The 24,626-nt window shown below is 70.5% G+C and carries 22 protein-coding genes; 15 read left to right on the top strand and 7 right to left on the bottom strand.

The window, feature by feature from the left end; genetic code table 11:
* The first annotated feature begins 113 nt into the window (after positions 1 to 113).
* The 8 genes from FKO37_RS22080 to FKO37_RS22045 all read left to right on the top strand — a co-directional run bounded on the left by FKO37_RS22080 (position 114) and on the right by FKO37_RS22045 (position 8,280).
* Positions 114 to 632 carry a DUF402 domain-containing protein gene (locus FKO37_RS22080; protein ID WP_043828546.1) on the top strand — a complete coding sequence of 173 codons (519 nt, stop codon included), beginning with the start codon at positions 114 to 116 and terminating at the stop codon, positions 630 to 632.
* A gap of 80 nt (positions 633 to 712) precedes the next feature.
* Positions 713 to 1,468, top strand: coding sequence for a class I SAM-dependent methyltransferase (locus FKO37_RS22075; protein WP_238605638.1), 756 nt, complete (start codon positions 713 to 715; stop codon positions 1,466 to 1,468).
* 71 nt (positions 1,469 to 1,539) lie between these two features.
* Complete coding sequence (locus tag FKO37_RS22070; RefSeq protein WP_134729118.1) at positions 1,540 to 2,445, top strand: ABC transporter ATP-binding protein; 906 nt, start codon at positions 1,540 to 1,542, stop codon at positions 2,443 to 2,445.
* Between the two features lie 13 nt (positions 2,446 to 2,458).
* Positions 2,459 to 3,196, top strand: a complete 738-nt coding sequence (locus FKO37_RS22065) for an ABC transporter permease (protein WP_238605637.1) — start codon at positions 2,459 to 2,461, stop codon at positions 3,194 to 3,196.
* A 5-nt stretch (positions 3,197 to 3,201) separates the two neighbouring features.
* Positions 3,202 to 4,716 (top strand): glycosyltransferase family 39 protein, encoded by a 1,515-nt coding sequence (locus tag FKO37_RS22060; RefSeq protein ID WP_238605636.1) that lies wholly within the window; start codon positions 3,202 to 3,204, stop codon positions 4,714 to 4,716.
* Positions 4,717 to 4,811: 95 nt separating this feature from the next.
* On the top strand, positions 4,812 to 6,329 hold the full coding sequence (locus tag FKO37_RS22055; RefSeq protein WP_374204370.1) for an ArnT family glycosyltransferase: 1,518 nt from the start codon (positions 4,812 to 4,814) through the stop codon (positions 6,327 to 6,329).
* 83 nt (positions 6,330 to 6,412) lie between these two features.
* Positions 6,413 to 7,657 carry a sensor histidine kinase gene (locus FKO37_RS22050; RefSeq protein WP_238605634.1) on the top strand — a complete coding sequence of 415 codons (1,245 nt, stop codon included), beginning with the start codon at positions 6,413 to 6,415 and terminating at the stop codon, positions 7,655 to 7,657.
* Positions 7,654 to 8,280, top strand: coding sequence for a response regulator transcription factor (locus FKO37_RS22045; RefSeq protein WP_037818105.1), 627 nt, complete (start codon positions 7,654 to 7,656; stop codon positions 8,278 to 8,280). Before FKO37_RS22050 ends, FKO37_RS22045 begins: the two co-directional genes overlap by 4 nt.
* Here the strand turns inward: FKO37_RS22045 and thrS are convergent.
* Together thrS and coaE are read right to left on the bottom strand one after the other, a co-directional pair.
* Entirely contained in the window at positions 8,277 to 9,485 is a 1,209-nt protein-coding gene (gene thrS, locus FKO37_RS22040; RefSeq protein WP_037818104.1) for a threonine--tRNA ligase, read from the bottom strand. The two genes, FKO37_RS22045 and thrS, sit on opposite strands and share 4 nt — an antisense overlap.
* Positions 9,486 to 9,661: 176 nt before the next feature.
* Positions 9,662 to 10,846 carry a dephospho-CoA kinase gene (coaE, locus tag FKO37_RS22035; protein ID WP_037818103.1) on the bottom strand — a complete coding sequence of 395 codons (1,185 nt, stop codon included), beginning with the start codon at positions 10,844 to 10,846 and terminating at the stop codon, positions 9,662 to 9,664.
* Between the two features lie 303 nt (positions 10,847 to 11,149).
* Here coaE and FKO37_RS22030 point away from each other — a divergent pair, with 303 nt between their 5' ends.
* Positions 11,150 to 11,371: a hypothetical protein gene (locus tag FKO37_RS22030; protein ID WP_037818102.1), complete on the top strand. Its 222-nt coding sequence runs from the start codon at positions 11,150 to 11,152 to the stop codon at positions 11,369 to 11,371.
* 279 nt (positions 11,372 to 11,650) lie between these two features.
* Here FKO37_RS22030 and FKO37_RS22025 read toward each other — a convergent pair whose 3' ends face one another.
* Positions 11,651 to 12,091 (bottom strand): OsmC family protein, encoded by a 441-nt coding sequence (locus tag FKO37_RS22025; RefSeq protein ID WP_238605633.1) that lies wholly within the window; start codon positions 12,089 to 12,091, stop codon positions 11,651 to 11,653.
* A gap of 158 nt (positions 12,092 to 12,249) precedes the next feature.
* Here FKO37_RS22025 and FKO37_RS22020 point away from each other — a divergent pair, with 158 nt between their 5' ends.
* The gene (locus FKO37_RS22020; RefSeq protein ID WP_037818099.1) at positions 12,250 to 12,876 is read left to right on the top strand and encodes a TetR/AcrR family transcriptional regulator; all 627 of its coding nucleotides are present in this window, start codon (positions 12,250 to 12,252) and stop codon (positions 12,874 to 12,876) included.
* Positions 12,877 to 13,203: 327 nt separating this feature from the next.
* Here FKO37_RS22020 and rpsA read toward each other — a convergent pair whose 3' ends face one another.
* Entirely contained in the window at positions 13,204 to 14,697 is a 1,494-nt protein-coding gene (gene rpsA, locus FKO37_RS22015; RefSeq protein WP_037818097.1) for a 30S ribosomal protein S1, read from the bottom strand.
* Between the two features lie 345 nt (positions 14,698 to 15,042).
* Here rpsA and FKO37_RS22010 point away from each other — a divergent pair, with 345 nt between their 5' ends.
* The 5 genes from FKO37_RS22010 (at position 15,043) to FKO37_RS21990 (ending at position 20,130) form a co-directional block, all read left to right on the top strand.
* Positions 15,043 to 15,894, top strand: a complete 852-nt coding sequence (locus tag FKO37_RS22010; RefSeq protein WP_238605632.1) for a class I SAM-dependent methyltransferase — start codon at positions 15,043 to 15,045, stop codon at positions 15,892 to 15,894.
* 17 nt (positions 15,895 to 15,911) lie between these two features.
* The gene (locus FKO37_RS22005) at positions 15,912 to 16,805 is read left to right on the top strand and encodes a GNAT family N-acetyltransferase (protein WP_238605631.1); all 894 of its coding nucleotides are present in this window, start codon (positions 15,912 to 15,914) and stop codon (positions 16,803 to 16,805) included.
* 108 nt (positions 16,806 to 16,913) lie between these two features.
* A complete protein-coding gene (locus FKO37_RS22000; protein ID WP_238608313.1) occupies positions 16,914 to 17,642 on the top strand; it encodes an ABC transporter ATP-binding protein in 729 nt (242 codons plus the stop codon).
* A gap of 26 nt (positions 17,643 to 17,668) precedes the next feature.
* The gene (locus FKO37_RS21995; protein ID WP_134668029.1) at positions 17,669 to 19,564 is read left to right on the top strand and encodes a YhgE/Pip domain-containing protein; all 1,896 of its coding nucleotides are present in this window, start codon (positions 17,669 to 17,671) and stop codon (positions 19,562 to 19,564) included.
* Complete coding sequence (locus FKO37_RS21990) at positions 19,561 to 20,130, top strand: TetR/AcrR family transcriptional regulator (protein WP_037818094.1); 570 nt, start codon at positions 19,561 to 19,563, stop codon at positions 20,128 to 20,130. Before FKO37_RS21995 ends, FKO37_RS21990 begins: the two co-directional genes overlap by 4 nt.
* Positions 20,131 to 20,846: 716 nt before the next feature.
* On the opposite strand, the gene FKO37_RS21985 is transcribed toward FKO37_RS21990, so the two are convergent.
* Genes FKO37_RS21985 through FKO37_RS21975 form a run of 3 tightly spaced genes read right to left on the bottom strand, consistent with a single transcriptional unit; the run spans position 20,847 to position 24,621 of the window.
* A complete protein-coding gene (locus FKO37_RS21985) occupies positions 20,847 to 22,148 on the bottom strand; it encodes an ABC transporter substrate-binding protein (protein ID WP_238605630.1) in 1,302 nt (433 codons plus the stop codon).
* Positions 22,145 to 23,230, bottom strand: a complete 1,086-nt coding sequence (locus FKO37_RS21980; RefSeq protein ID WP_238605629.1) for a hypothetical protein — start codon at positions 23,228 to 23,230, stop codon at positions 22,145 to 22,147. The genes FKO37_RS21985 and FKO37_RS21980 overlap by 4 nt, the downstream gene beginning before the upstream one ends.
* Entirely contained in the window at positions 23,227 to 24,621 is a 1,395-nt protein-coding gene (locus tag FKO37_RS21975) for a VWA domain-containing protein (protein WP_238605628.1), read from the bottom strand. Before FKO37_RS21975 ends, FKO37_RS21980 begins: the two co-directional genes overlap by 4 nt.
* Positions 24,622 to 24,626: the final 5 nt, after the last annotated feature.

Genomic DNA, 24,626 nt, shown 5'->3' with positions numbered 1-24,626 from the left:
GCGCGTCCCCCCAGGAGAACCGAATGACCCGCGAACTTTAGCCCGCCGGCCGGGCTTCCGGCGGAAGTTTCCGGCGATTCTCGCGAAGGGCGCGGGCAAGGCAGGATGGGCGGATGACCGATCTGCACCCGCCCAAGGTCGAGACGTTCGACCCGGCCGCCCGCGTGAACATCGACAACAAGGGCATCCGCCGCGACGTGGAGGAGTTCCGCGAGGAGCCGTTCGGCCTGTACCTGGCGCGCCCGGCGCCGGGGCGGGCGCAGTTCCACTACCTCGAGTCCTGGCTGCTGCCGGGACTCGGGCTGCGGATCACCGACTTCTGGTTCAGCCCCGGCCACGAACGCGACCAGGACTTCTACCTCGACGTCGTGCGCGTGCACCGCGACGGCCCGCGCTGGGTCGCCACCGACCTCTACCTCGACCTCGTGCTCAAGGACAAGATCTCGGTCCGGGTGATCGACACCGACGAACTGCTCGCCGCCGTCGCCGGGAACCTGCTCTCGCAGCAAGACGGCGAGTACGCGCTCGAAGTCGCCTACGCCGCCGTCGAGGGCCTCGCCGCGCACGGATACGACCTCGCCGCCTGGCTGTCCACAAAGGACATGACGCTCGGCTGGCGCAGGCATCCCTAACCGGGAACGGGGGATTCCCCTCCCCCGCCCGGCGGTCAGCCGGATTACCCGGGGCGGCTCGCCCGGCCACGATCAGCGGCATGGAACGAACCGCACACCAGGTGACGCTCGACCTCGTCCGCTCGCTGTACCGCGAACACACCGAAGCGTTGCGTGCCGCGAAGGACGCTCAGCGGGCGCACCGAAACGCGCATCCGGCGATGAAGACGCAACTGGACGACGTCGAGGCGGAGATCACCTACCTGCTCCTGCGGCACCTGCGCCCGGAGAAAGTCGTGGAGATCGGTTCGCTGCACGGGTGGTCGACGAGCTGGATCCTCCGCGCGCTCGCGGACAACGGCACCGGCAAGCTGACCACGATCGACCTCATCGGCAACGCCACCAAGACGGTCCCGCACGCGCTGGCGAAGGGCCGCTGGGAGTTCCGCCAGGGCGACGCGCGCACCCTCGCCGGCACGGTGCTGTCCGATGTGGACTATCTCTTCATCGACGCCGACCACGGCGCGCGCTTCGCCAGGTGGTACCTCTCCGACGTCTTCCCGAAAATCGACGCCGCGGTGAGCGTGCACGACGTGTTCCACCGCGCCACCCCGCTGCCGTTCACCGAAGGCACCGAAGTGGTGCGCTGGCTGGAAAAAACGCAGACCCCGTACTTCACCGCGGCACGTGCCCGCGCGAAACACGCGTACGCTTGCCTCACCGAACTCAGGCGCGAACTCGGCGTCGACAGCGCCGTGCACACCGGGCGCGACAACCCGATGATCTACTTCCGCATCCACCGATCGGTGGATGCGCGGCGGACAGCCGGTGGACCGGAAGTCGCGCCGTTCCGCTGATCCGATCGGCCGCTCCGGCCGGGATTCTCGAAGGCAGCAACCGCTGCGATTCGAGAGGGGACTCCCAGGCAATGCCGGTCATCGAGGTGCGGAACCTCCATAAACGCTATCGCGAGAAGACCGCCGTGGAAGACGTTTCGTTCACCGTCGAGCAGGGCGAGATCTTCGGGATCCTCGGCCCCAACGGCGCGGGCAAGACCACCACGGTGGAATGCGTCGAGGGCCTGCGCTCCCCCGACGGCGGCACCGTTTCGGTGCTCGGGCTCGACCCGCGGCGCGACGTCCGCGAACTGCGCCAGCGCCTCGGCGTCCAGTTGCAGGAAAGCCGGCTGCCCGACCGGTTGCGCGTCCGCGAGGTGCTCGACCTGTTCGCCGCGATGTACCGCACGCCGGCCGATCCGGCGCGGCTGATGGGCCTGCTCGGGCTCACCGAACAGCGGAACACCTTCTACCGCAAGCTTTCCGGCGGCCAGCAGCAGCGCGTGTCGATCGCGCTCGCGCTGATCGGCAGCCCCGAGGTGGTGGTGCTCGACGAACTGACCACCGGTCTCGACCCGCAGGCCCGCCGCGACACCTGGGACCTCGTCGAAGCCGTCCGCGCGGAAGGCGTGACGGTCGTGCTCGTCACGCACTTCATGGAGGAGGCGGAACGGCTGTGCGACCGGATCGCGGTGATCGACGCCGGGCGCGTCGTCGCGACCGACACCCCGGCGGGGCTGGTCGGCCGGGTCGGCGGGGAGCAGCGCATCCGGTTCCGCCCCTCCGCGCCGGTGGACCCGCAGGCGCTGGCCGGGCTGCCGAGCGTGCGGAAGGTCGAGCGGAACGGCGCGCACCTCGTGGTGACCGGAGGCGACGGCGCACTGCAGGCGGTGACGTCGTTCCTCGCCCGCACCGGCGTCGTCGCGGGGGATCTGCGGGTGGAGCAGGCCAGCCTCGACGACGCGTTCGTCGCGCTGACCGGCCGGAAACTGGACTGAGGGGGACCTGGAAATGCTCTCGAAGCTGACTGTCGCCGAGGCGAAGATCTTCCTCCGCGACCCGGGCGCGCCCGCCGCGGTGCTCGGGATCCCGCTGGCGCTGCTGCTGGTGTTCGGGCTGATGCCGGGGTCTCGCGAGCCGAGCGCCCAGTACGGCGGCGAGTCGCCGCTGGCCACGGTGATCGCGCCGATGGCGGTGGCGCTCCTGCTCGGCATGCTCGCGGTGTACCTGCTGCCGGCCGCGATGGCCTCGCACCGGGAGAAGGGGGTGCTGAAGCGGCTGGCCGCCAGCCCGATGCCGCCGTCGCGGCTGCTCGCCGCGCAACTGCTGGTGAACCTCGCCAGCGCCGTGGTCGCGATCGTGCTCGTCGTGGGGGTGGGCACGATCGCGCTCGGCATGGCCCTGCCGAAGAATCCGGGCGGTTTCCTCGCGGTCACCCTGCTCGGCGCGGTGTCGCTGTTCTCGATGGGCACGCTGCTCGCCGCGTTCGTCCCGAGCGCCCGCGCGGCGAACGGGATCGGCGCGGCGGTGTTCTTCCCGATGCTCGCGCTCGGCGGCGTCTGGGTGCCGAAGGAGCAACTGTCCCCGGTGCTGCAGCACATCGCTGACGTCCTGCCGCTCGGGGCGACGCTCGGCAGCCTGCGCGACACCGCCGCCGGACACGCGCCGCACTTGCTGCCGATGGTGGCCCTCGCGGTGTTCGCCATCGTGTGCTCGACGCTCGCCGCCCGATTCTTCCGCTGGGAGTGAGCGCGATGACCACGACACAGGAAGAAGCCACGACAGCCCGCTCGGTCGCGCCGTTCGCCCGGACGCCGGTGTTCGGCATCGCCGCCCTGATGGCGGTGCCGATGGCGCTCACCGCGAACAACTACGGCTACTTCGGGGACGAGCTGTACTTCCTCGCCGCTGGACGGCATCTGGCCTGGGGCTACGTGGACCAGCCGCCGCTGCTGCCGCTGCTCGCCCGCGCGATGGACGCGATCGCGCCGGATTCGCTGTTCGTCCTGCGGCTCCCGGCGATGCTGGCGATGCTCGCCGGCGTCGTGTTCTCCGCGCTCATCGCCCGCGAACTCGGCGGGCGCACCCGCGCGCAGGCGATCACCGCCGCGACCTTCGCCGCCTGCACCCAGTTCGTCGCCAGCGGCCACTACCTGGCGACCTCGACGCTCGACCCGTTCCTCTGGACCGTCCTGCTCTGGCTGCTCGTCCGCTGGATCCGGACCCGGCACGACGGCCTGCTGCTGTGGGCCGGGATCGTCACCGCGTTCGCGTTGTACGTGAAGTTCCTGATCGGCGGCTTCTGGATCGTCGCCGGGATCGCGTTGCTGATCTGCGGCCCGCGCGACCTGCTGCGCCGCCCGCTGCTGTGGGCCGGGGCCGCGATCGCCGCGCTGGCGCTGGTGCCGACGCTCGTGTGGCAGGCCCAGCACGGCTGGCCGCAGCTGGGCATGGGCGCGGCGATCTCGCACGAGGTCGGCCAGTCCTGGGGCGGGCGGCTCACCTGGATCCCGCAGGTGCTGCTGCTCGCCGGCGTCCCGATCGGGCTCGTGCTGCTCGGCTACGGCCTGTGGCGGCTGCTGCGTTCGCCGCGGTTCCGTTCCTACCGCTTCCTCGCCTGGACGACGCTCGCGCTGGCCGTGGTGTTCATCGCGGTGAACGGCCGTTCGTACTACATCGCGGGCATGTTCGTGCCGTGCTGGGCGGTCGCGGCGGTGGAGCTCGAGAACGGGCAGGCGGCGCGGTGGTGGCGCTGGATCCCGACGTGGCCGGTCTTCGTGCTTTCCGCGCTGCTGATGCTGCCCGCCGCGCTGCCGGTGTGGCCGCACTCCTGGGTCGAGAAGAACCCGTCGCTGCCGACGCCCGCCTTCTCCTTCGGTGAGGTTGGCTGGCCGGAAGCGGCGCAGTCGGTCGCCAAGGCGTTCCGCGGCGTGCCCGACCCGGCACACACCGCGATCGTCGGCGAGACCTACTGGACGGCGAGCGCGCTCGACCGCTACGGCCCCGACCTGGGCCTGCCCGCGCCGACCAGCCCGAACCGCGGGTACGCGACGCTGGCCGTCCCGCCCGATTCGGCGCGCGACGTCCTGTTCGTCGGGGCCGATCCCCGGCCGTTGCTCGGGCGCTTCGCCCACCTCGAGCCGGTCGGCACGGTCACGACCGGGAACGCGAAGCCGAGTGTGCTCGACGGCACCCCGATGTGGCTGGCCACGGCGCGGCTGCGGCCGTGGGCGGAAATCTGGCCCGAGCTGGCGAACACCGGGACTTGACCGGCGGCACCCGCAGTGGGACGGCGGACGGCCTCGCCCGTAGGGTGCGGGCGAGGCCAGCCCCCGATTCGCCGACAGGGAGCAGGATGGATGCCGTGACCACGGCCACCGCACCGAGCACGCCCGGCCGCGCGCTCGCCGGGTTCGCCCGGCGGCCGGTCTTCCTGCTCGCCGCGGGGACCGCCGCCGTACTCCTCGCCACCGCCGGCCGCTACGGCTACTTCGGCGACGAGCTGTACTTCCTCGCCGCGGGCAAGCACCTCGCGTGGGGCTACGCGGACCAGCCGCCCGTGCTGCCGTTCCTCGCCTGGCTGGCGAACTCGGTCGCGCCGGGCTCGCTCGTCGTGTTCCGGATCCCGGCGATCCTGGCGACCGCCGCGGGCGTGGTGTTCACCGCGCTCATCGCCCGCGAAATGGGCGGCGAACGCAAGGCGCAGACCCGCGCCGCCGCGGCGTACGCGATCTGCGGGCAGTTCGTCGGCAGCGGCCACTACCTCGCGACGTCCACTGTGGACCCGCTGCTGTGGACGATCGTGCTGTGGCTGCTGGTGCGCTGGATCCGCACCCGCGACGACAACCTGCTGCTGTGGCTCGGCGTCGCGACGGCGGTCGGGCTCAACGTGAAGTTCCTGATCGGCGGGTTCTGGGCGGTCACCGCGATCACCGCGCTCGTCTTCGGGCCGCGGGACCTGTTGCGCCGCCCCAAACTGTGGGCAGGCGCGGCGATCGCCGCGGTCGCGTGCGTGCCGACCTTGCTGTGGCAAGCCGCGAACGGCTGGCCGCAGCTGGGCATGGGCGACGCGGTGTCGCGCGAGGTCGAGGAAGCGGGCGGCCGGGCGATGTTCGTGCCCGCGCTGCTCGCCGGAGCCGGTCTGGTCATCGGCGCGCTGGGCGTGCTGTACGGGCTGGCTGTGCTGATCGGCAGCGCCCGGCTGCGCGCGTACCGGTTCCTCGGCTGGACCGCGCTCGGCGTCTTCGCGATCTTCCTGATCGGCAACGGCCGGTTCTATTACGCCGCGGGCACTTTCGGCATCCTGTGGGCAGCCGCCGCGGTGCACCTGCAGGACCGGCGGCCCGCGTTGTGGTGGCGCTGGGTTCCGACGTGGCCGCTGTTCGTCCTCTCCGCGCTCTACAGCCTGCCCTACGCGCTCCCGGTGTGGCCCGAGCAGTGGCTGGTCGAGCATCCGACCGCGCCGCGCCCGGCGTACGCGATGGAGGAATACGGCTGGCCGGACCTGGCCGCGTCCGTCGCCAAGCAGTACCGCGCGCTGCCGTCGGAGGAACGGACCCGCACCGCGCTCGTCACCGGCGGGTACTGGCAAGCCGGCGCGCTCGGCCGCTACGGGCCGGAGCAGGGCTTGCCCGAGGCGTACAGCGCGAGCCGCGGCTTCTGGTACTTCGGCCGCCCGAACGACAACGCCGACACCGTGCTGTTCGTCGGCCGCGAACCGGCGAAGCTGGCCGCGCACTTCCGGTCCGCGCGCGTCGTCGGCGAGGTCGACAACCGGCTCGGCGTCCCGAATTCCAGCCGGCACATGCCGATCTGGCTGCTCGAGGGCCGGATCGGCTCCTGGGCCGGGATCTGGCCGCAGCTGAAGGACCTCAAGGCGTGAGGCTCGAAGACCTCCGGGGGGTCAAACTCGACTGGCGGGGCTCGCTGACGCCTCCGGCGGTGGGGTGGAAAGAAAGGACGCCGGTGCGGTGGCACCGGTGGTTCAGCCAGGCCGAGACCGTGCTCGCGTGGCTCCTGCTGGCGGTCTCCGTCCTGCTCACCGTGCTGGGCAGCGGCCGGACGAGCGACTACCGGACGACCACCCTGCTGATCGCCGCCGGCGCCGCGGTCTGGCTGCTGTTGACGACCGTCGTGCTCAGCCCGAAGCTCCGCGATCACCCGGTGACCGCCGCGGCGGCGTTCGCCGGGGTCGTCACGTTCGGCGCGATCCTCGAAGCGCGCGAAACGTACTTCGTCATCTTCATGATCTACGCGTTCTTCGCCGCCATGCGGATGAAGCCGATGGTGCTGGCCGTGCTCGGCATCGGCGTCACGTCGCTGCTGATCAACACCATGACGCTCGGCGGGCCGATCCACGCCCTGTCGGTCTCGCCGGGGATCTGGATCGCGCTGGTGACTGTGCAGACCGCGGCGATCAGCGGCGGCGGCGCGGTCTTCGCCGCCGTGGGCAGGCAGAACGCCGAACGCAAGCGGATGCTCGACCAGCTGGCTGCGGCCGAGGCGGAGAACCGCGGGCTGCAGCGGCAACTGCTCACGCAGGCGCGCGAAGCGGGCGTGCTCGACGAGCGGCAGCGGCTGAGCCAGGAAATCCACGACACGCTCGCGCAGGGATTCACCGGGATCATCACCCAGCTCGAAGCCGCCGCCCAGGCCCGCGGCGACACGGCCGAATGGGAACGCCACCTCGTCGCGGCCACCCAGCTCGCGCGGGAAAACCTCACTGCGGCCCGGCGTTCGGTCGCCGCGCTGCGCCCGGAACCGCTCGAAACCGCGACGCTGCCCGAAGCGCTGGGCGAGGTCGCGCGGCTGTGGAGCGAACGTACCGGCGTGCCCGCGGAATTCTCGACCACCGGGACCGCCGTCCCGCTGCATCCGGAGCTGGAAGCCAGCCTGCTGCGGATCACCCAGGAAGCACTGTCCAATGTGGCCAAACACGCGCGGGCCAGCCGAGCCGGGATCACCCTGTCGTACATGGGCGACGAGGTGACTCTCGACGCGCGCGACGACGGCGTCGGCTTCGATCCCGCGCACCCGCCCGCGCCGCCGTCGGCGGAAGGCGGGCACGGCCTGCCCGGCATGCGGCGGCGCGCCGAACGCCTCGCCGGCACCCTGCACGTCGAGTCCGAACCGGGCGGCGGCACCGCGATCTCGGCGCGCCTGCCCGCGATCCCGGCTGCGACACTGGATCCGACCGAGGGGGCCCCATGACCATCACCCTGCTCATCGCCGACGACCACCCGATCGTCCGGGACGGGCTGCGCGGCATCTTCACCGGCGAGCGCGGCTTCGAGGTGCTGGGCGAGGCCGCGCACGGAGCCGAGGCGGTCACGCTCGCCGAGGCCCTTCGCCCGGACGTCGTGCTGATGGACCTGCGGATGCCCGGAACCGACGGCGTCGCCGCGATCACCGAACTCGCCCGCCTCGGCAACCCGGCGCGCGTGCTCGTGCTGACCACGTACGACACGGATTCCGACGTGCTGCCCGCGATCGAAGCGGGCGCGACCGGCTACCTGCTGAAGGATTCGCCGCGCGAGGAACTGTTCCGCGCCGTCCGCGCCGCCGCCCGCGGCGAGGCAGTCCTCTCCCCCGCGGTCGCGAGCCGGATCATGGGCCAGATGCGCGCACCGGCCCAGGAACCGTTGTCGCAGCGGGAAATCGAGGTGCTGAACCTCGTCGCGCGCGGGTCGACGAACAAGGAAGCGGCGAAGAAGCTGTTCATCAGCGAGGCAACGGTGAAAACACACCTGCTGCACGCGTACGCGAAGCTCGGCGTGAAAGACCGCGCGGCGGCGGTGGCGGTGGCTTTCGAGCGCGGGTTGATCGGGTCCTAGCCCCACAATTCGCTGCTGCGGGACGCCACCTGGGCCACCACCGCGGCCACGAACTCCTTGCCCGGCAACGGATCCAGCTTCCGGCCGTCCCGGAGCCGAGGCGCGATCAGCCCCTCCGCAGCCTCCCGCGGGCCGAGCACCGCCTGGTACGGCACCAGCCGCCGGTCACGGATCCGCGCGCCCAGGCTCCCCCGGTCCGCCGGGACGACCTCGGCGCGCAACCCGGCGTCCATCGCCTCCTCCGCGACCGCTTCGGCCGCCGGAAGTTCCGCATCGCCAACCGGAAGCACCGCCACCTGCACCGGTGCCAGCCACGGCGGGAACGCGCCGCCGTGTTCCTCGATCAGTTGTGCCAGCACGCGTTCCAGGCTGCCGAGCACCGCGCGGTGCACCAGTACCGGCCGGTGCGCGCGGCCGTCCGGGCCGACGTACTCGAGGCCGAATTGCGCCGGCTGGTGCAGGTCGACCTGCACGGTGGACAGGGTCGATTCGCGGCCGGAACTGTCGGCGATCTGGATGTCGATCTTCGGGCCGTAGAACGCGGCTTCGCCCGGACCGCGTTCGTACTCGATGCCGTCGAGCGCGTCGACGAGCACTTCGGCCGCCTGCTCCCACGCGTCGGCTGCACCGGCGTACTTGCCACGGTTGTCCGGCAAGGAAAGGCGGTAGCGCGCGGGTTTCAAGCCAAGGTCCCGGTACACGCGGCGAATCAGCGCGAGCGCATCCCGCACCTCCGCGCCGACCTGCTCGGGAAGGCAGAAAATGTGCGCGTCGTTCAACTGGATCGCCCGCACCCGGCTGAGCCCGCCGAGGACGCCGGACAGTTCGGCGCGATACATCCCGCCGAGTTCGGCCAGCCGCAGCGGCAGTTCGCGGTGGCTGCGGGCGCGGGAACGGTAGATCAGCGCGTGGTGCGGGCACAGGCTCGGCCGCAGCACTACCTGCTCGCCGCCGACATCCATCGGCGGGAACATGTCGTCGCGGTAATGCGCCCAGTGGCCGGAAAGCTCGTACAGCTCGCGTTTCCCCAGCACCGGCGACGCCACGTGCCGGTAGCCGGCCCGGCGTTCGATCTCGCGGACGTACTCCTCCAGCACGTGCCGCACGGCGGCGCCGTCGGGCAGCAGATACGGCAGTCCCGCCCCGATCAGCGGGTCGCTGCCGAACAGGCCGAGTTCGCGGCCGAGTTTGCGGTGGTCGGGCATGGCGGTCTCCTCACGGAAGGCGAGGCGAGCGCACGACGAAGCCCGGGGCGCTCGCCCCGGGCTCGAATGGCAGTGTTCAGCGCGCCGGGACGGGATCCGGCGTCGTCGTGGACTGGGCGCGCTTCATGCCGCGAACGGTAACCCGCACCCGGCGGATCCGCATCCGGTTTTCCGGCTCAGGGCTTCCAGCCGCTTTGCCCGGCCCACTTCTCCGCGCGCACGAACGCCTCGTTGACCCAGCCCTGCTTCTCTTCCGCGTACTGCTCGACCGTGCCGTCCGCGGAGTGCTTGCGCGCCAGTTCTTCCTTCACCTGGGCGTAGCTGTCGCGCTCGTCCGGGTGCGCGCGGATCCAGTCGCGGAACAGCAGCGCGAGCCGCCACGCCGGGGTTTCGGTGGACCGGACGTGCAGGTTGACCGGCCGCTTCGGGTCGGCGCTCTGGTGGAACCGCTTGAGCCACTTCCCGTCGCCGCCCTGCGGGTCGTCCCACCATTCGCCTTCGCGGCGCGGGAAACCGGCGTCGGCGAGCGCCTCGGCGAGCGCGTCCGCATCGTCCAAAGAGGACACTGTGAGCTGCAGGTCGAGGACGTCCTTGGCGGGCAGGCCCGGCACCGCGGTGGACCCGATGTGGTCCGCGCGCACCAGCCGCGAACCCGCGATCTGCCGCAGCCGCGCCAGCCGGCGTTCGGCCTGCAGCGGCCAGCTCGAGTCGTACGGCGAGATCACCGGCGAGGCGGGCGGACGCGGTTTGCGCAGCCGGAGGTTCGCCTCGAACGGCACCAGCCGGTCCGCCCACAACGCGTCCACTTCGGCGAGCACGACGTCCGGCGTGCCGCCGTTGTCGAGCCAGACGTCCGCGACGGCGCGCCGCTGTTCCTCCGCGGCCTGCGCCCGGATCCGCGCCCGCGCGTCGGCCTCGGGCATGCCGCGCACCTCGACCAGCCGGCGCACCCGCACCTCCACCGGCGCGTCGACCACCAGCACCAGGTGATACGCGGGCGCGAGGTCGTTCTCCACGAGCAGCGGCACGTCGTGCACCACCACCGCGTCGTCCGCGGCCGCGGCCATCAGCTCGCCGGTGCGCTGTCCGACCAGCGGATGCACGATCGAGTTCAGCCGCCTGCGCGATTCGTCGTCCGCGAACGCGCGCGCGGCGAGCGCGGGACGGTCCAGCGAACCGTCCTCGGCGAGGATTTCCCCGCCGAACGCCTCGGCCAGCGCGGCCAGCCCGGGCGTGCCCGGCTCGACGACCTCGCGTGCGATGCGGTCGGAGTCGATGACGACGGCCCCGTGTTCGGCCAGCCGGTTCGCCACCGTCGACTTCCCAGCACCGATCCCGCCCGTCAGGCCCACTCGCAGCATGGCCACACCCTACTGTGCCGATTGTCGGCCATCCGACCACCGCCACGGCCGAACGACTTCGCCGCACCGAGGCGTCGCTCCGCTCGCGGCCGGACGAGCAACGAGCCCCGCCGTCACCCGCTCAGGCGACACCGGACCCCCTGCACGTGCAATCGCACACGTACCCGCACACCCTCCGCGCAAACGCAAGCACTTTTTCGGGCGTAGCCGAACTGATGTGGGTGACACGCCGCGTGCTTGCGCTGTTTTCGCGGGTCGAGTGCGTACCGTACGCGGCGGAAGGGTCGCCCACACGGAGGAACAATGGCGGAGAAGCACGTCGGGAAGCACCGGCTCGGCACCCCGGGTCTGGTGCACTGCGTCTCCTATCGCCAGGTCTCGGACGCACTAGCGGAGTACCGGCGCACGTGGTTCAGCGCGCTGCTCGTGCCCGCGAAGCACAGCCTGGCCGGCCTCCGCCGCCGCGCCCGCGAAGCCGCGCTCGAACGTGCTTGGGTCCCCTCGGTTTCGCTGGAACGCGCCTGACCCGCCGCTCTCACGACAGGGTCCGCGAGGTACCCACGAAGGACGTCAACCTCGGCGCAATACGGCGAGTACGTGAGGGGAACCCTGAGGGACTCTGATTCCCTCAGGGTGGCCCTCACGGACGAACCTCGCTCACGCCACCCGCGTCGGCCTGGGCGGACACGCTTCAGCTGTGCCCGCAAGGCTCTGCTTGAGTCCTCGGCGTTGGTGCTGAAGTCCGTGAAGGACTCCCCGAGGGACTCTGAATCCCTCAAGGAGCCCTTCACGGACCGGTCGGGGTCAGACCGCGTGGGTTTCGATCGCGATCTCGTGGCTCAGCGTGCGGTGCACCGGGCATTTGTCCGCGATCTCCAGCAGCCGTGCGCGCTGGGCGTCGTCGAGGTCGCCTTCCAGGGAGATTTCCCGGGTGATCCGGCTGATCAGCCCGACCTCGGTCTCGCAGCGTTCGCAGTCGCGGGCGTGCACGCGGTCGTGCCGGAGCCGGACGGTCGTGCGGGTCAGCGGGATCCCCTTGCGGTCGGCGTACATCCGCAGCGTCATCGAGGTGCAGGTGCCGAGCGCGGACAGCAGCAGGTCATACGGCGTGGGTCCGGCGTCCGTGCCGCCCACGCTCTCCGGTTCGTCGGCGAGGAATTCGTGGCCCGCGGTCGTGACGCGCTGTGCATAGCGGCCGCTCCCGGCATCGGTGACGACGACAATGCCGGGTTCCGGCTGGGTCATGGGGAGGGATTCCTTCTGCTCGGCACCGCCCGCCCGGTCCGGGCGGTCGCTTGTGGACGGTCCGGGAACGACGTTCCCAAGAAGCCGTGAATATCGTATCTTCTGCTTGCGAGAAGCGGACGCGCTTCCCGCGGAGCACGGGCAAAAGGGGGTGGGAGATGGCCACCCGGCATCTCTCGACACGGCCGGCGGAGCAGCACAACCGCGGCCGGTTCCTCGACGCGGCTTTGACCGTCCTCAGCGAACGAGGCGTCGCCGGATTGACCGTGCGCGCGGTGGCCGAACAAGCTGGGGCGTCCACGATCACGGTGTACACGCGCTTCGGCGGCCGCACCGGCCTGCTGGACGCCTTGTACGAACGGGCTTTCGACCTGCTGGGCGAGGAACTGCGCACCGTTCCGCAGGACGACGGGATCGCCGAGCTGGTCGAGGTCGCCCTCGCCTACCGCCGGTTCGCACTGGAGAGCCCGGCCCGCTACGGCTTGATGTTCGAGCGCTCGGTGCACGACTACGACCCCGACCCGGCGCTGCGGTCGGGAGTGCTGCGCACGAGTTTCGCCGAGTTCGTCGCGAAAATCGACCGGGTCTGCCCGCCGGACGTCGTCGCGCAGGAATGCGGTTACCTGCTCTGGACCTCGATGCACGGGCTGGTGAGCGTCGAGCTGACGATCCGCTCGCAAAGCCCGCTCGACGACTGGTTCCTCAGCTCGGACGAATCCGCGCACGAAACCATCTACCGCCGGGGAGTCCACGCGACGATCGACGGGCTCGGGCTGCGCAACTGACCCGCGCCCGGTACGTCGAGCCGCGGAGAACAGCTCGGCCCGGCATTCGAGCCTTCGATGCACGACTACCCGCACCCGGTGCGTCAACCCTCGGAAAACGGCTCGGCCCGACGCCCGCGGCCCGGTGTTCGAGCCTTCGATGCACGACTACGCCTCCGGGCCCGCGCTGCGGTCGGGATGTGCCGCGTACGAGATTCGCCGATTTCGCCGCGAGGCCCAACGTCGTCCCGCAGCATTGCGGCCAGCCCCAAGACCCGGAAAAACAATTCGGCCCCGGTCCGCCAGGGACCGGGGCCGAACTTGTCAGAGACTCAGCGAGTCAGTCGCTCACGCGCCGCCCGACAGCTTCTCGCGCAGGGCCGCGAGCTGCTCGTCGCTGGCGAGCGTGCCGCCGCTCTTCGCCTCGACCGGGGCGGACGAGGTGTAGCTCTGGTCGCCGCCCTCGATGCCGGTGGCAGCGTCGGCAGCGGCTTCGGCGTCGGCCTCGGCGGCCTTCTTGACCTGGGCCATGTGCGCCTCGTAGCGCGTGTGGGCCTCGGCGTACTGCCGCTCCCACTCCTCGCGCTGCTTGTCGAAGCCTTCCTGCCACTCCTGCGTGTCCGGGTCGAAGCCTTCGGGGTAGATGTAGTTGCCCTCGGCGTCGTACTCGGCGGCCATGCCGTACTGGGTGGGGTCGAACTCGGTCTCCGGCGTGACGCCCTCGTTCGCCTGCTTCAGCGACAGCGAGATGCGGCGGCGCTCGAGGTCGATGTCGATGACCTTGACCATGACGTCGCCGTTGACCTGGACGACCTGCTCCGGGATCTCCACGTGGCGCTCGGCCAGCTCGGAGATGTGCACCAGGCCCTCGATGCCCTCTTCGACGCGCACGAACGCACCGAACGGAACCAGCTTGGTGACCTTGCCCGGCACGATCTGGCCGATCGCGTGGGTGCGGGCGAACTGGCGCCACGGGTCTTCCTGGGTCGCCTTCAGCGACAGCGAGACGCGCTCGCGGTCCATGTCGACGTCCAGGACCTCGACCGTGACCTCCTGGCCGACCTCGACGACCTCGGACGGGTGGTCGATGTGCTTCCAGGACAGCTCGGAGACGTGCACCAGGCCGTCGACGCCGCCCAGGTCCACGAAGGCGCCGAAGTTGACGATGGAGGACACGACGCCCTTGCGGACCTGGCCCTTGGCGAGCGCGTTGAGGAACTCGCTGCGCACCTCGGACTGGGTCTGCTCGAGGTAGGCGCGGCGGGACAGGACCACGTTGTTGCGGTTCTTGTCCAGCTCGATGATCTTCGCCTCGAGCTCGCGGCCCACGTAGGGCTGCAGGTCGCGCACCCGGCGCATCTCGACCAGCGACGCGGGCAGGAAGCCGCGCAGGCCGATGTCCAGGATGAGGCCGCCCTTGACGACCTCGATGACGGTGCCCTTGACGGGCTCGTCCTTCTCCTTGAGCTCCTCGATCGTGCCCCAGGCGCGCTCGTACTGCGCGCGCTTCTTGGACAGGATCAGACGGCCTTCCTTGTCCTCCTTCTGGAGAACGAGGGCTTCGACCTCATCGCCGACGGCGACAACCTCGGCCGGGTCGACATCGTGCTTGATGGACAGCTCGCGCGAGGGGATGACGCCCTCGGTCTTGTACCCGATGTCGAGCAGGACCTCGTCGCGGTCGACCTTGACGATGGTGCCCTCGACGATGTCCCCATCGTTGAAGTACTTGATCGTCTTGTCGATAGCCGCGAGGAAGTCTTCCTCCGACCCGATGTCGTTGATGGCGACCTGCGGGGCCCCGGTCGGGGCGGTCGGGGCGGTGGCGGTGTCGGTGGTCATTAGGCGGGTTGCTCCGGTGGATGGGTGTCGTAGGTGGATGTGAAGTTGGCTACCGGCAGTGCACGCGGCGGGCTCGCAACCGGCATGCGACGACCCTGCTCAAACGTCCGGCGACCAAACGTTCCACCAGTGAACGACCGCGGCATGACCCGCTGACGATGCGCGGCCCCGGTGGGTAGTCACCCAGGCAGCGCGAACCCCACTGCGCTAACACGTATCGTACGCGGGCCTGTCCGGGGGACACAATCAGGGTCGCCCTCGGCTCCCGGTACCTTCCTCGCAACGTTTCCGCCGGTCCGGGCATTCCCCGCGCCCAGCCGGCCGCACCCGGGAGAGGAGACCGGCATGCCCGAGCCCGCCGCGGCCCCGGCGGACCGCCACGCGAGCGCCGAGGAACGGCTCGGCACGGTCGGCGTCGCCCATCGCGAAGTCGCCGGGAACGAGGCGGAAGCGGCGAATCTGGCCTGGTGGGACGCGGATGCCGACGACTACCAGGCTACCCACGGCGGATTCCTCGGCGACGCCGATTTCGTCTGGTGCCCGGAGGGCGTGCGCGAGGAAGAGGCGCGGCTGCTCGGCGACGTGCGCGGCAAGCGGGTGCTCGAAGTCGGCTGCGGACAGGCCGCGTGCTCGCGCTGGCTCGCGGCCGCCGGGGCCGAACCGGTCGCCACCGATCTGTCCGGCGGCATGCTCCGGCACGCCCGCGAAGGGAACGCCCGCACCGGCGCGGCGGTCCCCCTCGTGCAGGCGAACGCCGAGCGGCTTCCGTTCGCCGCGGCGAGTTTCGACATCGCGTGCTCCGCGTTCGGCGCGCTCCCCTTCGTGCCGTCGCTGGAGACCGTGTTCGGCGAGGTGCGCCGGGTGCTGCGCCCCGGCGCGCCGTGGGTGTTCTCGGTGACCCACCCGATGCGGTGGATCTTCCCGGACGATCCCGGGCCGCAGGGGCTCACCGCGACCCAGCCGTACTTCGACCGCACGCCATATGTCGAGGTCGACGACGACGGCACGGCGACCTACGTCGAATACCACCGCACGCTCGGCGACTACGTGCGCGCGCTCGCCGCGTCGGGCTTCGCGCTGGAGGACCTCGTCGAGCCGGAATGGCCGGCGGGCCACACGCGCACCTGGGGCCAGTGGAGCCCGCTGCGCGGCAGGCTTTTCCCCGGCACCGCGATCTTCCGCACCCGCCGCGACTGACCGGCTACGCTGCGGCAGTGAACTCCGCAGGCCGATTCGCCGAACTCGACCCGCTCCTCCCGCCGCCCGTCCCGCTCGCGGGCGGCGAGCGGCTGCGCGCGGTGACGGCGTCCGGCACGCGGGTTTCCGCGATGCTCCAGCGCTACCGGCACGGTCCGGGCGACGCTCCCCTGCTCTGGTCGGCGGCCGAGGTGTGGCAGCTGTTCCCGGATCCGGAAACCGCGGGCACCGAAGCGTTCGACGCGCTGCTCGGCGCGCTTCGGTCCCAAGTGGACACTGAAGCGCCGGGCGCCGATTCGGCGTGCGTGGTCAACTGGCCGAGCCGCGACGCCGAAGCCATCCGGGCTTTTCTCGACCACGGACTGGTTCCGCTGGCCGCACTGGCGGTTCGCCCCGCCGTCGCGCCGGAAGAAACCGCCGCGGACGCGTCGATCCGCCTCGCCGGACCCGACGACTACCCGGCGGCGCTGGCGCTGTGCACGGCGACCTTCGACTACACCGGCCTTGTCGCGCACCGGAAACGCGAGCAGACCGCGGAGCTGCTCGGCCCGGCGCTGCGCCGCGCGCTCGGCGAGAAGGCGACCTGGCTCGCCGAGATCGACGGCGAAGTGGCGGCGCTCGCGCAATGCGACTGGGTGGAATCCGCGCCCGGGAACGAGGCCGCCGAACTGCTGCCGACCGGGCGCTGGGGGTACGTGAACAACGTCGTCACCGCCCCGGGCAGCCGCGGCCGCGGGATCGGCCGCGCGCTGATGGCCCGCGCGCACCGCGAGCTGCTGAACCAGGGCGCGACCGGCACCTACCTCTACTACAACCCGACCAATCCCCTGTCGTCGGTGTTCTGGCACCGGCAGGGCTACCGGCCGCTGTGGACGTCCTGGGAGGCACACCCAGCGTGGGCCTTGCGCTGAGGCCGCCGCTCTTTGGTGTGACGTCCGGCGAGCCGCCTTGCCGACCTCGCCAGGTCAGGTCTAACTTTTGAACTGACTAGTCAGTTCAAAATCCGTGGAGTGTGTCCTGTGCAGGTCCGTGCCGACCGGGTGTCCCTGAAGGGTCCCCACGGCCCCTTGTTGCCGCCTACCTCGCTCACCGTCGAGGAGGGCTGCCTCACCGTCGTGCACGGCGAACCGGGCGTCGGCATCACCGCGCTGGCGCTCGCGCTGGCCGGGCGGTTGAAGCCGACCACCGGGACCGTGACCGCCGAACCCGAGGGCGACCTGCGGCGGCTCGTGGCCGTCGTGGACTCGCCGGGAGTCAGCGAGCCGGACGAGGCCTTGTCGCTGCGCATCGTCGCCGGCGAAGAACTGGCGCTCGCACACCGTCCTTCCAGCAAGGATGCTGTCACAGCTTGGCTCTCCCAGCACGACGCGGCTCCGTATGCCGACAGCCGGTTCGAGAATCTCGAGCCCGTGCTGCGCATCCGGCTGCTCGCCGCGCTGGCCGCCGAACGCGACGGCGTGCGCGTGCTCGTCCTCGACGCGCCCGACCGGCACACCAGCAACGTCGAGACCTGGGCCGCGGTCGCGAAGGAGCACGCCGCCCGCGGGTTCGCGGTGGCCGTGCTGGCCGCGACGACGCCCGAGTCGGCGCTCCCCTTCCCGCCCGCCAAGGTCGGCGAGGTCGAGCAGCCGGACCCGGTGCGGCTGTACGCCCCGCCGGAACCCGCCGAGGCCGAGCAGACCCAGCAGCTCACGGACACCGCCGAACTGACCGCCGAAACCGAGAACTCCGAGGGAGACCGGGCATGACCACCCCCCACAAGCGGGCCGGCGGACTGAACGCGTTCCGGATCGCGCGCAACGAGCTGCGCAGGCTGTCCACCGGGACGCTGCCGAAGCTCGCCATGTTCGCGCTCGTGATGGTGCCGCTGCTGTACGCGTCGTTCTACCTCTACGCGAACTACGACCCCTACGGCCGCCTCGACAAGCTGCCCGCCGCGGTGTTCACCGAGGACGCCGGCGCGAAGGACTCCGGCGGGGCCGAGCGCAACGTCGGCCGCGAGGTGACCGACGAACTGGTGAAGTCCGGCACCTTCCAGTGGCACCAAGTGTCCGAAAAGGACGCCCGGGACGGCGTGCGCGACGACAAGTACTCGTTCGCCATCGGCATCCCGCACGACTTCTCGAAGGCGCTGCTGTCGTCCGGGAATTTCGAGCCGGAGCAGGCGACCATCACGCTCACCACCAACGACGCCAACAACTACCTGTCCGGCACCATCGCGAAACAGGTGGCCGACCAGGTCCGCAAGACGATCGCGGAGAAGGTGGGCAGCGAGGCGGCGGACAAGTTCCTCGTCGGCTTCTCCACCATCTACGGCAAGATCTCCGAAGCGACCGACGGGGCCAAGCAGCTGGCCGACGGCGCGGCGAAACTTCAGACCGGGCAACATCAACTGTCCGACGGCGCGGGCCAGCTCGCCACCGGGTCGAGCAGTCTCGCGACCGGGCTGGGCACGCTCAAGTCGAGCACCGCGCAGCTGCCGAGCCAGACGCAGAAGCTCGCCGACGGGGCGGGCCAGGTGGCCGACGGCAACCAGAAGGTGGCGAACGCGGGCTCGCTGGCCGCGTCCGCCTCGTCCGACGTGATGGGCCGGATCGACAGCTACCGCAGCCAGCTGGCCGCGAAGCTGCAGGAATCCGGGATGTCGGAGGATCTCAAGAACTCGATCCTGGCCGACTACGACAAGCTGCGCACGGACGCGAACCAGGCGAACGGGAAGATCCAGTCCGCCAACGGCGACCTGCAGAAGCTCTCCAGCGGCGCCCGGCAGGTGTCCGACGGGGCGCACCAGCTCGCGTCGGCCTCGCCGCAGCTGGCCAACGGGATCGCGCAGGCGTCCGACGGCGCGAACCAGCTGCGCGACGGCGCGGCGAAGCTCAACGACGGCGAGAAGACCGCCGTCACCGGCACCGACCAGCTCGCCGACGGTTCGGCGAAGCTGCGCGACGGGCTCGCCGCCGGGCTGAAGCAGATCCCGAACCCGGACGACCCGACCCGGACCGCCACCGCGAACACGATCGCCGACCCGGTCGCGGTCACGTCGAACGGCGTCGCGTCCGCGGGCACCTACGGCGCCGGGCTCGCGCCGTTCTTCATCTCGCTGGCCACCTGGATCGGCGCGTTCGTGCTGTTCCTGCTGATCCGCCCGCTGTCGACGCGCGCACTCACCGCCGGCGCGTCGCCGCTGCGCGTGGCGCTCGGCGGCTGGCTGTCCTCGGCCGTGCTGGGGCTGGGGCAGGTGATCGTGCTGTTCGCCGCGGTGACCTGGCTGGTCGGCATCCACGTGGCGCATCCGCTGGGCGCGATCGGCTTCGCCTGTCTGGTGTCGCTGGCTTTCACGTCGATCGTGCACGCGTTGAACGCGCTCTTCGGAGCGGTCGGCAAGTTCCTCGGGCTCGTGCTGCTGGTGCTGCAGCTGGTGAGCGCGGGCGGCACGTTCCCGTGGCAGACCATTCCGGACGCGCTCTATCCGCTGCACATCGTGCTGCCCATGGGCTATGCCATCGACGGATTCCGGCACCTGCTGTATTCCGGCGCGTCGCTGCAGATCCTCGGTGACGTAGGGGTGCTGGTCGCGTACCTCGTCGGCGGGATCCTGCTGTCCACCCTCGCGGCGCGCAAACACCGGGTGTGGTCGGTCTCGGCGCTCAAGCCCGAGCTGAGCCTGTGAGGGAAACGACCAAACGGAAGCTCTTCGAGGCCACCTTGCGGCTGTCGGCCAGTCGCGGGCTGGTCGGGCTGACTGTGGACGACATCGCGGCGGAGGCCGGGGTCGCCAAGGGGACCGTTTACTACAACTTCGGGTCCAAGGACGGGCTCGTCGACTCGCTGCTGCGGTTCGGCGTGGATCTGCTCGCCGGGCGGTTGCGGGCTGCCGGGTCGGACGACGATCCGTTGGCGGTGATCGAGGCTCAGGTGGATACGACGCTGGAGTTCATCGCGGAGTATCCGGGGTTTTCGCAGATCGTGGTCAGCGAGTTGTGGCATACGCCGGGGCGGTGGCACGACACGTTGGCGTTGCTGCGGGAAGAGCTGATCGCTGTCGTGAAGGCGCAGCTGGAGCGCTTGGACGCGGCTGGGCGGTTGCCGGAGGGGCTGGACATCGCGACGGCCGCGGCTGGGTTGTTCGGGACGATGCTCGTGGTGGCGTTGGATTGGCAGGTTTTTCATCCGGCGCGCGATCGGGCGGATGTGCTGGGGTCGGTGATGTTGCTGATTCGCGGGGTCAAGAGGTGAAGCTCGGGGGTGACCTTCCCTGGGCGACGTGGTGGGGCCCGGCGTTCGGTGCCGGGCCCCTGGGGGTTAGTGGCAGTTGGCGCAGCAGCCGCAGCCCTTGCCGGTGCAGGCGGAGCAGCATCCGTGCCGCAGGACGGTCTGGAACAGGCGTTTGATCATTGCTCGGTCCTTCCGGGTTGGTTCTTCCTGCGTGGGTCACGCTAAGTGGGGTCGTGGTTACTGGGGTACCGCTGACTGGGCTTGGGGGCGGGTGAATCCTCCCTCGGGGTGTCTCGGCTCGTCGCCTGGCGGCGACATTGCGCTCTGGCGTGCGTGGGGCACCCCGAAGCTTGATTGTGCTGACGGTCTGAGGGTGCTTGTCAAGGCGGGAAAGATGCCTTGACAAGCACCCTCAGACCGCAGGAGAGCTTCGTATCGGGGTGCGGGGGTTGTGGGTGCACCGATTGTTGGGTGCATCGGTGGCGGTTTCGTTCGTGGCGGGGCTAGCGCCCCAATGTGGCATTGGGTGCATGCGACGCACCCAATGTGGCGTTCGTTGCGTCTGACGCACCCAATGCCGCATTGGGGCGCATCGCGGGCGGGTGGGGCGCTGGCGGGTGGGGCGTGAAGGGCTCCTTGAGGGAATCCACGTCCGTGAAGGAGCCCTTCACGGACCGGCGAACGGTCGTGAGGCCACCCTGGGGGAATCAGAGTCAATGAGGGTTCCCCTCACGGCTTCACTGTCCACAGGGGACGTTGAGCCAGTCTGCGTTCGGGATCCTTTTTCTCGTGTCTTCTAGGCGGGTCAGCAAAGGTTCCAGTTGGGTGGGGTCTGCGGTGTATTCGAGGATTGCTCGGTAGAAGGCGCCGGTCATGGTTTTGGGCATTAGGTCGGAGGCGTCGAAGCAGACGGGTTTTCCTGAGGTGAGGGTGTCGGCGACCTTGCGGCGCACTGGGTCGCGGTAGACGTTCTTCGCGACGGCGGTTCCTGCGGAGAAGGCGGTCGCGTTGGGATTGCCTGCCCAGATTTGCTGGGCTTCCGGCGAGACCAGGAACTCCAGGAACTGGCGGGCTTGCGGGGTGTCGGCGAACATCGCGGCCAGATCTGCCGAAACCTCCGACGCGCCGGAGCCGGGGAACGGGAAGAAGTCGTAGTCGGTTCCCGGTTGCGGGCGGGGGCCGGCCGGGGTGTGCAGGTGCATGGTTTGGTAGCTGCCCATCGCGAACGAACCCTGGTGTTCCATTCGGCAGCCTGGCGGGTCGGCGAAGAGGGGGCGGGCTGCGTCTCGGAAGTCGGTGAGCAGGGCGGAGGGGGCGCCGCCTTGGATGCCGCCCGGGTGTACTGCCAGGGTGCCCCAGTCTTGGAACGCTTTGCGCACTGGGTCTGAGGTCCACGGGAGAGTTCCGGCGGACCATTGGCGGTAGATCTCCGGGCCTGCGGAGTGCAGCAGGATGTCTTCGACCCAATCGGTGCCGGGCCAGCCGGAGGCGGGAGGGGCGGCTAAGCCTAGGCACCATGGGGTGTTCTGGCTGTTCGCCAGGGTTACCAGCTGCGGCCAGGTGCTGGGTTTCGGGCCGGGCAGGGTTGCTGGGCGGTACCAGATCGCGCTTTTGAGGTCGGCCTTCACCGCGACGGAGTAGAGCTTTCCGGTGCCGAGGCGTTGCAGGTTGACCCATTGCCTGCCGTAGAAGGATTCGGCTTGGGGTTCCAGGAAGTCGAGGGGTTTGATTTCCCGGCGGCGGGCGTAGTCGGCCAAGAGGCCAGGGCTGGACAGGACTGCGATGTCGGGGGCGGCGCCTTGCTGGACGTCTGCGGCCAGGACCTGCTCTACCGCGCGCGTGCCTTGATAGTGGACTTCGATGCCGGTCTTCGCTTCGAAACGTTGCTTGACCTGGTTGAAGGCGGCTTCCTCGCCTTCGGTCCAGACGCCGATCACCTGGAGCGTGTTGCTGCCTGCGGCGACTCCGCACGCCGACGAAGCCGCTAGCAGCGCGGCGGAGGCCAGCAGGAGCAGGTTCTTCCACAGTGGACGGTTCATGGCCGGTACCGGTATTCGTCGATCCTTCGGTACAAGCCGACGACGGTCAGGGCTCCGGCGAGGATCAGGGCGGCCGGGACCAGCACTGGCAGGCCGCCGGATTCGGTGGCTGCGGTTCCGGCGGACGTCACGGCGCGGGCGGCGGACGTGATGGCGTTCTGCGCTGGAGCGGTGGTCGAGGCGGACAGGGTTCGGCGGCGGAAATCGTCCACAGTGGACCCACAGCCGGGTGGGCCGCAGCGTCGGTACAGGAGGGCGGCTAAGCGGGCGTGGCCGTCGGCGTCGGCGGCTTCGATGCTTTTCTCTCGGACGGCGACTGCTTCGTCCACGCTGCTGCGCACGGTATCGAGGCGTCCGGCGAGGGCGGCGGCCAGCAGCAGACCCGCGACGACGCCCAGTCCTAGGGCGGTCGCGCCCAGCAGGGGCAGGTTCAAGCGGCGGCGGAAGCGTTGGCGGAGGAAGACCTGCGTCGACACCAGCAGGGCGAGCAGGACGAGCGGCGGCAGGAGCCAGAGGATCAGCGGGCCCGCGCTCATCCTCGTGCCGGAGATCTGGGTGTCCAGGGCGGCGCGTTCGTCTTTTTGCAGTTTGCCCAGCAGGTCGAGGACGTTGTCGGGGCCGTGCAGCAGCAGCGAGGCATACCAGAGGTCGGCCAGCCCGACCAGTTCCCCGCCGGGTTGCCGGAAGTGCGCGTCCGCTTGGCCCATGGCGCCGGAGTACGACGCGACCAGGCCTTCGACGGTTTGCAGGGTTCCGGTGCCAGGCTCGCCTGCCTGGTTGAACTCCGCGACGCGCGCGAGGCTTTGGCTCGCCGACGCCATCCGGTTTTCGTACTCCTGTCCTGGACCGGCCAGTTTCGCTTCGCCGGAAGCGAAACTGGCGATGGCGGCGGCGTCGGCGGACACGAGGGCGTCCCGCGCGGCCGCGACCTCGAGGATCGCCCGGCTGGTCGCGGACGAGATCTGGTCGGCTGTCCGGACCACGCCGCTCACCGCGAGGTACGACGTGACCAGCGCGAGCACGGTCCCGGCCAGCAGCACTGCCCGGATCCGCACGAGCGCTTGTCGTGTCCGCAGCGTCACGCGGCACCTCCGTCGAACCGTTCGCCGCACTCCTCGCAGAATCGCGCGTCGCACGGGTTCGGGTTTCCGCACTGCAGGCAGATCGCCGGTTCGGCGTCCGGAACGGGCACGGCGCGGGTGTCGCGAGGTTCGCCGCCGACGTTCGAGACCGTGGAGACCAGCAGGTTGAGCAGTTCGCTGCGGGTGACCTCGGGGCGCAGGCGCACGTCGTCGCCGTCCGTTTCGACTACCCGGGCGAGCCGGCGCAGCACCTCCGTGTTGCCGGTCCGCGTGGCGATTTCGACGGCCTGGCCCCATTCCCGCGCCGCTCTGGCGTGGTCGCCCGCGGCGTAGGCCTCGTCGGCGTTGACCAGTGCCTCGCTCAACTCGGCGTGCATGGTGTAGCGGCGCACCTTCGGGTCGACCAGTGTCGGTGCGACCGGGTCGCGGGTCCAGTGCGCCAGAACGGGCACCGCCGAATCCGGTGAGCCGTCGACCTCGACCCAGGCGAGCATCCGGTCGGAGCCGTATTCCGGTGGAGCGTCTGCCGAAACCTCGACCGCGAGCTGGAATTCCCGGGTCTCGCCGGCGCTCCAGGAGCCGAGGGAGAGGACCGTTTTCCGGTCGCCGTCGGGGACGCAGCGCGAGGTCAGGTCGTATTCGCTCGGCCAGACCTGTTTCACGAACCGGAGCGTGGTCTGCTCGGTGACGCCGATCCGCAGCCGCGCCGACGGGATGACCTTGGCGAGCGCCGCGGCCATCAGTGCGCGGAAGTCGTCGACCAGGTCTTCGTCGCGCACCACCGAGTCGACGGAACCGCGCAGCACCCGGCCGATCTCGACCAGCTCGGCGCGTTGCCAGCCGTCGCCGATTCCCCTTGCGTCACAGACGAATTGGCCTTCACAGGCGTCCAGCTCGCGACGCAGTGCCTCCGGAGATTGCGACTGGTTGTTCCCATCGGTCAACAGGATCGCGTGGCGCACTGCATCCGGCACCGAAGCGAACAGGTGCCTTGCGCACTCCAGCCAGGTGCCCATCGCGGTGCCGCCGACCGCGACGAACCGCTCCACTGCGGCGACTGCGGCTGCCCGCGTTTCGTTCGACGCGACCGCGAGACCGAACTCCGCCGGATACGCCAGGTCGGCGCGCTCGGTGCCGCGGACGACGGCGAAAGCGACGCCGTCCGGGAGGGCCCAGATCGCCGCGGCTGCGGCCCGGCGCGCGGCGGCGATCTTCGTGGGCGGGTAGCGCATCGAGGTCGAGCAGTCGACCAGAAGCACTTCCGCGCCCGGCGGACGAAAAGCGGCGTCGCCGTCGGCGCGCGCGGAAACGGTGACCACGGCCTGCATCGCGGTGTCGCCTTCGCCGAGGTAGCGGTTCTGATGGACCTCGACGTCCCAACCCCTGCTCATCCCTC

Origin of the sequence: Amycolatopsis sp. Poz14, from assembly GCF_006704225.1 — a bacterium.
GTDB classification, from domain to species: Bacteria; Actinomycetota; Actinomycetes; order Mycobacteriales; family Pseudonocardiaceae; genus Amycolatopsis; species Amycolatopsis nivea.
The sequence above is the reverse complement of the archived record's forward strand: the minus strand, read 5'-3'. Positions and strand labels throughout refer to the sequence as shown.

What these genes read in the sequence shown, in the direction of transcription:
- FKO37_RS22080 (WP_043828546.1), top strand. Translation starts at nt 114, where the DNA reads ATGACCGATCTGCACCCGCCCAAGGTCGAGACGTTCGACCCGGCCGCC.
- FKO37_RS22075 (WP_238605638.1), top strand. Translation starts at nt 713, where the DNA reads ATGGAACGAACCGCACACCAGGTGACGCTCGACCTCGTCCGCTCGCTG.
- FKO37_RS22070 (WP_134729118.1), top strand. Translation starts at nt 1,540, where the DNA reads ATGCCGGTCATCGAGGTGCGGAACCTCCATAAACGCTATCGCGAGAAG.
- FKO37_RS22065 (WP_238605637.1), top strand. Translation starts at nt 2,459, where the DNA reads ATGCTCTCGAAGCTGACTGTCGCCGAGGCGAAGATCTTCCTCCGCGAC.
- FKO37_RS22060 (WP_238605636.1), top strand. Translation starts at nt 3,202, where the DNA reads ATGACCACGACACAGGAAGAAGCCACGACAGCCCGCTCGGTCGCGCCG.
- FKO37_RS22045 (WP_037818105.1), top strand. Translation starts at nt 7,654, where the DNA reads ATGACCATCACCCTGCTCATCGCCGACGACCACCCGATCGTCCGGGAC.
- thrS (WP_037818104.1), bottom strand. Translation starts at nt 9,485, where the DNA reads ATGCCCGACCACCGCAAACTCGGCCGCGAACTCGGCCTGTTCGGCAGC.
- coaE (WP_037818103.1), bottom strand. Translation starts at nt 10,846, where the DNA reads ATGCTGCGAGTGGGCCTGACGGGCGGGATCGGTGCTGGGAAGTCGACG.
- FKO37_RS22030 (WP_037818102.1), top strand. Translation starts at nt 11,150, where the DNA reads ATGGCGGAGAAGCACGTCGGGAAGCACCGGCTCGGCACCCCGGGTCTG.
- FKO37_RS22025 (WP_238605633.1), bottom strand. Translation starts at nt 12,091, where the DNA reads ATGACCCAGCCGGAACCCGGCATTGTCGTCGTCACCGATGCCGGGAGC.
- FKO37_RS22020 (WP_037818099.1), top strand. Translation starts at nt 12,250, where the DNA reads ATGGCCACCCGGCATCTCTCGACACGGCCGGCGGAGCAGCACAACCGC.
- rpsA (WP_037818097.1), bottom strand. Translation starts at nt 14,697, where the DNA reads ATGACCACCGACACCGCCACCGCCCCGACCGCCCCGACCGGGGCCCCG.
- FKO37_RS22010 (WP_238605632.1), top strand. Translation starts at nt 15,043, where the DNA reads ATGCCCGAGCCCGCCGCGGCCCCGGCGGACCGCCACGCGAGCGCCGAG.
- FKO37_RS21985 (WP_238605630.1), bottom strand. Translation starts at nt 22,148, where the DNA reads ATGAACCGTCCACTGTGGAAGAACCTGCTCCTGCTGGCCTCCGCCGCG.
- FKO37_RS21975 (WP_238605628.1), bottom strand. Translation starts at nt 24,621, where the DNA reads ATGAGCAGGGGTTGGGACGTCGAGGTCCATCAGAACCGCTACCTCGGC.